The organism is Bartonella sp. ML70XJBT.G (assembly GCF_028618575.1).
In the GTDB taxonomy this organism is placed as follows: domain Bacteria; phylum Pseudomonadota; class Alphaproteobacteria; order Rhizobiales; family Rhizobiaceae; genus Bartonella.
In genome coordinates, this window is the sequence record NZ_JAQITA010000033.1 from 1 (window position 1) to 8,979 (window position 8,979).

An 8,979-nucleotide genomic window follows, 5' to 3' on the forward strand; every position below is an offset into this window, starting at 1 on the left:
AAGCTTTTGAAAGAACAAGCAGAGAGAGAGCATTCAAAACCGCTTACACTTGTTCAAAAGCAAGAACTTGAAAAGGCTTTAAGTGGAATAGGAGGAATAATAAAACACATTGATTAGACAGCAAAATAGTGAAAAGTGCTGATCATTTTTTGATTAGATAGGCATTTTAAAGAGTGATTAAAAAGTTTTTTTAATGTATAATGTATTCTTGGAAGCAAGAATGGTTGTGTAGTATCAAACTTAGTAAATAAATCCTTAATACAAATTAAGGATTTTAGGATACGCGAATTTAAATATTTTTTAAAAACATACATAGCTAGCATTAGTGCAAAAAATATTGCGACAGTTATTAAGCTTTTTCACATATTTTTCAAAGAGGAGAGCGTTTCTTTAATCTTTACGAAAGAATTGCCAGTACTATGGGCTTTTTTGAAAAGTAGCTTTGATATCAAAATACAAGCGAAGATGTAGGGTTATAGAGCTCAGTGTTCAAAGCTGTCATCAATTATAGATAAATCATAGGCGAGGTTAACTAAAATATTAAAAACAACTGAATATAATAGAAGACCTTGCTCTTAAAAGAAAAGCAAATGATAAAAAACTAAAAGGTCATTTGTATCTTATATGAGAAAATAATTTTAAAAATTCAGATCATAATTTTTCCACAGGGAATGAATATGTTTACAGGTAAGCAGCTAAAAGCCTTGTTTGGCACAATCATTTTTATATTTTTATGCTTTTCAGGAATAAGAAAAAATCTTGACTTTATTCAGGGTATTTTGACATTTGCGTCTGTTTCTTTGATAATAGTAACAACTCTTTTTGCGATTTTATGCAATTCTAACATTCCTTCCGAGTTGCATTACAATCCCAAATATAAGCATGGTGATACAACAGGTTGGGAGAGACTAACAGGTGATTTACGACAGTATATGCACAGACTCTTAAAGATAATAATTTTAGCGCTTATTGTTTTAATTTTCCCAAATAGTTATAAAGAAACTGTTTCTTTGCCTGTCATTTCTAAGTACGTAGAGCACAATTTTTCTTTTTCATTGGATATCGCACTTTTGTACTCAGATATTGCTCTTTGTTATTTAAATATTATACTTTGGTACTACTTTTTAGTCTGTGTATTGTTTCTTATGTTGCGTACACGCAGTTTGATAAATATGTCCATTTATGCACTACAGTCTTCTACTAAAAATCCACAGTAAAATTTTTGATTTTATACTTTAACTCATTTTTCACAGTATCTTCACTATACATACCATTAACATTTTTATCTGCTTTAATATTAACTTTATGTTGAAAAGTTTTAGTATTAAATATTATATTAAAATTATTATATGTATTTCCAACGAAACTTATTTTTTTCAATACGGGATTTGTTTTATCTTTGTTTATAAAATTATGAAAAAAATTCTTTAAACTATTTTTTTCTTTAAATTTTATATCTAAGCTGAGTTCTATTCCAGTAAAACCTTCAGTCGGAAAGCTACCAAGAGAACTTTCAGCTATCTTTAGCAAGTCTTCTTCTGATGGTATTCCAAAAAAGTCTGATTGTCTTGGTGGTGTATATTTCAGTTTTATTTCTTTAATTGAACGCAATTTTTTTTCGAAGTTTTGCTTATCAACAAGAGCTGGTGAAATATCAAGCACTTTGTTAGAAGAAGATTCTTTGTAGTGTAACTGCAAAAACTTGTTTAACTTTTGATTTGAAGAAAAAAGTGTGAACTCTTTAGGGATTAAAATTCCAAAATATTGCTGATTCTGTTCAACATATTCTTTAGGACGTGGGTTAGGAATTTTCTGAAAGCCGTTTTTGGAATCAATCACTTCAGGATTGTATGGGCTTTCTTCTCCCATTAAAACATAAATCCAATAATAGGTATTCAAGTTCATAGAAAACTTTTCGATTATTAAGGTAGCACATTGATTATCAAGTGTAGGATGGTATTTTCCTTCTTTTAAAAATTCATTATTACAATTTGTATTAACTAATTCTGAGTCGGTATCTATCTTATATTTATAAGAAAGGAAGCTAATGGTATTCATACAATTAACACAATTATAATGTTTATAGTCTTATCTCTTGTCGGTGTTACTCAAGTTATCTTAGTGATTATGAGAAGGTGGATCATATTAAAAATAGCGTGCACTGCTTAGAATCATTTAGATAGGGATAAAAGCTACGAAGTTTTAATTGCAAAAGCAACAAGCGATTTAGAAAACTCTACAGTGAAAGCTGCTTGGATTTTTAGAATATGACTTTCCCTTTTCTGCTTTTAAATGGATGGTAAAGTTAATTTATATCTTTGATAGTAATAACAACTTTCTTTCCAAGAACAGTCAGTGCCTGCTCTAGTGTTTGAAGTTTCGTTGGATAATTTAGATCAAGAATGCGTCTTGCTTCAGTTTCTTTCTTACCCAAACGATTGGCTAATTCTGTTTTGGTAATATGAGCTTCATTAAAAGCTTCTACCACTGCGAGCTTAAGAGCATTCCACGCATCCACCGTTACCTCTACAAGATCTTTATACTGCTGTGGTGTAGGGAGAGGCAAACCACGCATAGGATAGCTGCGTAATGCCAATCCTAACGCTTCAACAGCATTCTCTAATGCCTCTGCTCTATTTTCTCCAGCTGTTATTGCTTCTGGTACATCTGGAAAAGTTACCACAAAACCACCATCTGGATCAGATTCCAGTTTTGCTTGATAAGTATATTCCATATCTAAATCTCCTTGCTATTATCAAAATGTCTCTAAGAAAGGTATAAAAACATTTAGAAAACTTCATACCCCTAACTGTTTTTTGATTATTTTCACATAGAGTGGGGTTAATTCACCAGATTTTATAACGGTCGTCTTATCTCCAAAAGTTACCAAATAATGCGATCCTTTGCCTGCATCTGGAGCCTCACTGTAATGAATACCTCTTTTTCTGGCTTCTTTACGTAACTCTCTAAGCAGCGCTTCTCGTTTCATTTAGCCTCTCCCACTTTGTAATAAAACTAATATCGCACAAAAAGGTTCGACAGTCAACAATAAATCGAACAAAAAAGTTTGATACAGACTTTGCTAATTTAGATGATACTTATTGAAAAACCGAAGGCAAAACGAAAAAGCTATACCATTTGTAAGACATGGCTTTTTGCTTAAATAATTTATCAAGCAACATTATAATGTAATACTTTAAAAAAGTGTTATTAATTAACTGAAATAATTGAAAAAATAATTAACTTATGATAAGATTTTATGTGTATAAAATGCAAATCAAATGGAACTTACAAACATGTTGAATAAAGTGATCTTAATTGGCTATCTTGGAGCTGATCCCGAAAGCAAAACAATGAATTCTGGTGCCGAAATAGTCAATTTTAGGTTGGCTACTTCTGAGAGCTATACAGATAAAAACACACACCAAAAAGTAGAGAAAATAGAATGGCATTCCGTAGTGGTTTTTAATCCACATTTGGCAAAAATTGCTCTTCAATACTTAAACAAAGGTTCAAAAGTTTACGTAGAAGGCAAATTACAAACCCGTAAATGGCAAGATAAAAACGGTATTGACCGCTTCACAACAGAGATTGTCTTATCACAATATAAAGGCGAATTGCACCTACTTGATGCAAAGAAAGAGCAATCTCCCCCCTCACCCGTGACTTCTCAAAATTATGCTATCGCCTCTGGTGCCGATTATAGCGCATCTTTTAATGACAGCATGCCATTCTGATTGAAAAAATATGACAAAAAGAAAAAAACGAGCAAAACGTGGTCGTCCACGCATTGAAGGATGTATCAGAGAACCCAATGGGCATATCTCACGGACAAAAATGCCTCGTGATCCTATCGATAAATTGGCAATTGAAATGCGTGCCAAACGCTTCTGTTTGACCATAGAAGAGGCAAAAAATCCGCTTTCCGGTACTTATATCGGACAGCTTTACTTACAAGGAAATCTCAATCAAGATCAGTACGATGCAGCACAAAAATATCTTGAAGTGAGAAATAATTACCTCTGTGCAAAAGGTTTGCCTAATGCAATTTATGATGATTTTACTCCTTCATCAAATGAAGAGGCACAACAACGGTGGATTGAAAGAGCAACTCATTGTTATAAAGAAATGAAAGGGGTTATCAAAGAAGCGCAATGTTTTTACCATCAATATAATCTTCATGCCGCATTACAATATCTTGTTATCGAAGATCAATCACTATCATATCTTGTTAGTTCGCTGTATGTTGCTCTTAATGCGCTCCATAAACATTTTACGCAAAACCAATAAGTTTCAAGCGGCATTTTGGATACTAATAGTAACCTCTTTTCCAAGAGTAATAAGAGTGGATTCTAAAGAATCTAATTTTGTTGCGTGGTTTAAATCCAACAATCGGTCAATTTGTATTGGATTGAGTTTTAAAAGACGCGTAAGATCAGCTTTGCGTAAGTTTTTTTCAATCATAGCGTTATGTATTGCAATTTTTAAAGTCACCAATGAAGATACTTCAACAAAAGGATAGGCAGCATCACGAGCTCCGAAAGGGACAACTTCTCGATCTTGGAAACGTCCCATAATAACTGTTAAAAGGGCATTTTTAGCGTGCTCCAAAGCCTCTTTTTCGTCGTTACCATAGGTAATAAATTCTTGAAAGTCTTTGGAAACAACAAGAAGAGTATCATTGTCATCTTTGATAAATTTAATTGCATATTTCATTTACACCTCCATATTCAGGCTTATTTTAGGTCAAGATCTTTAAGAATCTTTTGAACTAATCCTGTTCCTAATTCTTTCCGCGTACCATGCATAGGTAAAACGGATTTTTTAGAACCACGTTTTACAAGCAAATGGCCGCCTTTCCCTGAAGTAAAACTGCAACCATGTTTTGTAAGATATCTTTTTAATTCTTGACTGTTCATAAATATAATATAACATCTATAATGTTTAAATACAACATAAATGTTTTTTTGTATAAAAATAAAGATTGGCTTTTAAAATACTAAGTTTTGATCAAAAAAATTAAAAATATACAATATCGTGATTTTTCTATTGACAATACGTGAAAAATCGTATTTAGTAGCAGCACGGCACTAGTCGTATTGTGTCTAAAATTCAAAAATATTCCCTAAAATTTGATAAAGTATTAAGCTCTAAAAATGGTTTAACATGCTGTTTTTATTGATAATAATGGGCTAATCTATTGTGCAAATGTCAAAAGCCATTAAATGACATTTATTGACCAACGATGTCATTAATTAATTGCCTCAAAAGGAGCAAAGATGAAAGTAATCATCACCAAACCAATGTGTGTTGTTGGCGACAATAAAAGCACTATTCGTTTTGAAACGTCAACTTTAAATAATCCATTTGTGGAGGTTTCCAATCAAGTCTACGCCCGACTCAAACGCGCCAATGCCGCAAAACCTTTTGTGGAAAGTAAAACAACAACTAAATCTGAAAAGATAATTGAACCAATTAAGCCAATAGAAAAAGAAGTGGTACAAGCATCTTCTAAACTAGGAGCAGAAGAAACTTCACTTCAACAGACCGAAACACCTAAAGTTTCCAAGCCATCAACACCTCCTGCTAAAAAGCTTAAAAATTGAAATTAATCATCCATCAAAAGTGGTATCTTCAACAGGTAAAAGATACCTTTACCAATCTTCAAGCACCACGCCTTAATTGGGCTTTGCGTAATGCTATCAACACCGCAGCAAAACAAGTAGAGCGCTTTACTGAGAAACAAGTTGCCGACATCTCATCAGCCCAATCAAAGCGCGTTAAAAAAGGCGTTTATATTAAAGGAAAGGCTACAGCTAAGTTTCTTGAAACAGATATCATTGGTTCTGGAATACCCTTGCCTCTTAAATTTTTTAAAGCAAAAGAGACAAAATGCGGTGTGACTTACACAATGTTTGGAAAGCAAGAAATCTTACGTCATGGTTTTATTAAAGGGGGGCGTTTTCCAAAGCGTGTTGATTTAAAAATGGGGGGGAATGTGTTTCAAAGAGCCGACGGAGACCAATTCCCCATTGCAAAACAAGAAGGGCCATCAATTGCTAAAGTTATGTCCAAGCCAGAAATTGCAAATGCTATCGCACAATATGCCAGTGAAAGACTAACCAAAAACATACAGAGACAACTTGCTCGTCAAGAATACGCTGCCAATAAAAGAGGCTAGATCATGTTCCCAAGCTATATCTCTATATTACATATCCTTATTGGTTTATGCATTACATGTTCTTATGACAATTTTAAAAACAAATTATCATTTGCACTTTGTTATTTCCATAAAAAAATCAATAAAATCAATGCAAAAGGTACTTCCCAACGGGTTGGCTTCGTTGCGGGGCAGGCTAGCGCAAACTATCGCTAGCGACAGAATTTTCAAATTGACTGTACATTGGACACATAACATATTGATAAATAACAAAATTAATGTGTACTCATATACACACTATACAATCTATAATTATTTTAAAAAATGTGAAGTCACCTCTTGACAAGATGGCAATAATATGTCTATTGTCGAATCAGGTGCCTGAAAACACCTTAAAACCATAAGCGGATAGATTGCCGATACAGTCTTTTTCCGTACATTGAAGGCTTTGACTCATTATATGCAACAAGTATATAATGACCCTATCGGGTGTGGTTACACTATACAATACCCTTGCGGGGAAAGTGTAACGACGGACTTATGGCCGTGTTTTCAGCGCCCGGCACCACATATGACATAAAAATATAAATAAATCAATATGTTATTTAAATAATTTTATATGCACCCCCATCAGAATCCACACTTTTATGCATGATTCATTTGACCATTTTTTATAGAAGATTGCCATGTATGAATAGACCATAAAAAGCAAATCATGATGTAAATATTATAACGCATGTAAACGTTCATATGAAATGAAAAGCAGCTACCATTCATAATAGTTCATAAATTTTATGATACGTTTTTATCACTTAAAAATCGCATTGTTTTAAAATTTAGTCGTTTGAAATTTTTAATAACATAAATTGTATACGTTTAGAGAATGGTATGAGTTTTGCTCTTTTTTGAGCGAATCCTTAAAAGGAAAATAATCGTTTAAAATTTTTATAAGCTTATAAGTGTAATTCATTAAGGGTGTATAAAAAGACAAAATCGCTTTTAAAGCGCTTACTAAAAATTTAGAAAATGATAGGCAGTCATTATACAAACATATCATCACAACAGTTATGAAATTCAAAACGTTATGTCTTATGATGCGAAAATCTTTTAATGAATATGGTGTATAGTGAGTTTTAAATGATGGAACTCTCTTCGCTTCCACAAAAAAATGGAGGCGAATAATGCCGTAGAAGTAGAATACTATATACCTTAGACATGGTAATAAAAAACGTTTTAAAGACTATAGTTTAAAAATACAAACCAAATGGGGTCAATCCAAATTTGGAGCACCTATTGAAACAAAGACAAGCAAGCAAAATTCAAAACCATTATAATGTCATAAGACATAAAATTTTTCTAAATTTTGAGTCAAAAGTTACCCTGTTTAAAGAATCTCTATTTTAAAGATAACCAGCTCAAATTTGAGCCGGCTAATTTTTAAAGAAATTAGGTTTTAATGAAAAGTAAAAATACGCTTATAAGAACCTCTTTAAGGAAACGTTTAAACATTTGAAACTGATGTTTTATAACAGCTATAAACTTAGTTATCATTTGCTCTTAAGAACGTTTCATTTACGAAAAACAAAGATCTAGATTTTACAGCAGAGCAAATCTTGAAACCCTTAAATTCTATAAAAACGTTTGTTTATTTGTCTTATGAAAGGCTGCTTTAAAAACCAATGCGCATAAATATAAAAACGGTTTTATGACAGATATTCCCTTAATACGCCTTTGCTTTTGATTGTACTGATAAAGCTACCAAGCGTTTTGATTTTAGAATGTCAGTTATTTGAATTCACTCAGCTCTATTTTGAGCTTAGTATTTTAAAACGTTTTAAAGAGGCATTTTGATCATGTGCTTTATTTCAAATGACTCCCTTTAAATATGAGAGCGTTTTATTGATAGGTTTATAAAAATCAAAAGCGTTTAGAACCTCTCTTATTCAAATGAGTGATTAAGATCATACCCATCATTTATGATCCTTTTGATAAGTTTTCATAAAAACAATAGAACGCTTGCAATATGATACGTTTTGTATATATGCATTTATCACTCCATTGTGGATGATTATTAGATCATTAGAAACGTGATGAGAAAGCCGCGTCATATTACTTGATACGGCTTTCTTATTTGAATTCTCTCTTTTATGATGCGTTTATAGCTGTAAGAAGGCGCCCCCCACGCCGCTCTTTATTCTGTTTTATCAACAATCTTTACAACATGATCATTTTCATAAACTTCGCAATTTTTTGGTACCAACTTTACTTTGCTTTGCTTGTTTAATTTGGCATTGCCATAGACCTTACCCCACACCTTATATAATCAGTTACCTTAGCATTGCCATACACAGAGCCATAGACCTCAGAAGAGCCACCAACACTAGCATTGCCATAGACCTTGCCATAAATTTTGGCACGCCCATTAACAACCGCATAATTATAAATTTTTGCATGGCTATGAATGCGAGCAAAGCCAGAAACCTTGGAACGCCCATAAATCCTTGCATAACTAAAAACCACAGCATCATAAGAAACATGGGCATGGTCATAAATATGGGCATCAGCATGAACAAAGGCGCCCCCACTCACATGGGCATTGCCATACACATTCCCATAAACATGGGCATTGCCATAGACACAAGCATTGTCATAAATATTTGCATATTGAGAGATGAAAGCCCTCCCATAGACCTCACAATCCCCATAGACTTGACCACAGATTTGAGAATAATGACGTATTTTTGCATTTTCATAAACACGGGCATGACCATAGGCACAAGCATCATCATATACCCAGCAATTGCCATCATGAGAGAGAT

The 8,979-nt window shown here is 33.1% G+C and carries 10 protein-coding genes and 1 pseudogene; 5 read left to right on the plus strand and 6 right to left on the minus strand.

Annotated elements, in window-relative coordinates; translation table 11 throughout:
* The first annotated feature begins 677 nt into the window (after positions 1-677).
* Entirely contained in the window at positions 678-1,217 is a 540-nt protein-coding gene (locus tag PVV64_RS09360; RefSeq protein WP_273760750.1) for a hypothetical protein, read from the plus strand.
* On the opposite strand, the gene PVV64_RS09365 is transcribed toward PVV64_RS09360, so the two are convergent.
* From PVV64_RS09365 to PVV64_RS09375, 3 genes are all read right to left on the minus strand, one after another.
* Complete coding sequence (locus tag PVV64_RS09365; protein WP_273760751.1) at positions 1,201-2,058, minus strand: hypothetical protein; 858 nt, start codon at positions 2,056-2,058, stop codon at positions 1,201-1,203. The genes PVV64_RS09360 and PVV64_RS09365 overlap by 17 nt on opposite strands.
* Before the next feature lie 247 nt (positions 2,059-2,305).
* A complete protein-coding gene (locus tag PVV64_RS09370; RefSeq protein ID WP_273760752.1) occupies positions 2,306-2,734 on the minus strand; it encodes a type II toxin-antitoxin system HicB family antitoxin in 429 nt (142 codons plus the stop codon).
* A 63-nt stretch (positions 2,735-2,797) separates the two neighbouring features.
* Complete coding sequence (locus tag PVV64_RS09375) at positions 2,798-2,989, minus strand: hypothetical protein (protein ID WP_004859817.1); 192 nt, start codon at positions 2,987-2,989, stop codon at positions 2,798-2,800.
* A gap of 307 nt (positions 2,990-3,296) precedes the next feature.
* Between PVV64_RS09375 and ssb the strand changes: the two genes are divergently transcribed.
* Both ssb and PVV64_RS09385 read left to right on the plus strand, forming a co-directional pair.
* Positions 3,297-3,737, plus strand: coding sequence for a single-stranded DNA-binding protein (ssb, locus tag PVV64_RS09380; RefSeq protein WP_273760753.1), 441 nt, complete (start codon positions 3,297-3,299; stop codon positions 3,735-3,737).
* Between the two features lie 10 nt (positions 3,738-3,747).
* Positions 3,748-4,290 carry a hypothetical protein gene (locus PVV64_RS09385; RefSeq protein WP_273760754.1) on the plus strand — a complete coding sequence of 181 codons (543 nt, stop codon included), beginning with the start codon at positions 3,748-3,750 and terminating at the stop codon, positions 4,288-4,290.
* A 3-nt stretch (positions 4,291-4,293) separates the two neighbouring features.
* Here the strand turns inward: PVV64_RS09385 and PVV64_RS09390 are convergent, their stop codons facing one another.
* Both PVV64_RS09390 and PVV64_RS09395 read right to left on the minus strand, forming a co-directional pair.
* The gene (locus PVV64_RS09390) at positions 4,294-4,716 is read right to left on the minus strand and encodes a type II toxin-antitoxin system HicB family antitoxin (RefSeq protein ID WP_273760755.1); all 423 of its coding nucleotides are present in this window, start codon (positions 4,714-4,716) and stop codon (positions 4,294-4,296) included.
* Positions 4,717-4,736: 20 nt separating this feature from the next.
* Positions 4,737-4,919, minus strand: a complete 183-nt coding sequence (locus PVV64_RS09395; protein ID WP_019220217.1) for a type II toxin-antitoxin system HicA family toxin — start codon at positions 4,917-4,919, stop codon at positions 4,737-4,739.
* Positions 4,920-5,279: 360 nt separating this feature from the next.
* Here PVV64_RS09395 and PVV64_RS09400 point away from each other — a divergent pair, with 360 nt between their 5' ends.
* Entirely contained in the window at positions 5,280-5,606 is a 327-nt protein-coding gene (locus tag PVV64_RS09400; RefSeq protein WP_273760756.1) for a hypothetical protein, read from the plus strand.
* Positions 5,603-6,181, plus strand: coding sequence for a hypothetical protein (locus tag PVV64_RS09405; protein WP_273760757.1), 579 nt, complete (start codon positions 5,603-5,605; stop codon positions 6,179-6,181). The genes PVV64_RS09400 and PVV64_RS09405 overlap by 4 nt, the downstream gene beginning before the upstream one ends.
* A gap of 2,170 nt (positions 6,182-8,351) precedes the next feature.
* Here the strand turns inward: PVV64_RS09405 and PVV64_RS09410 are convergent.
* A pseudogene (locus PVV64_RS09410) lies at positions 8,352-8,979 on the minus strand (hypothetical protein); the annotation flags it as partial.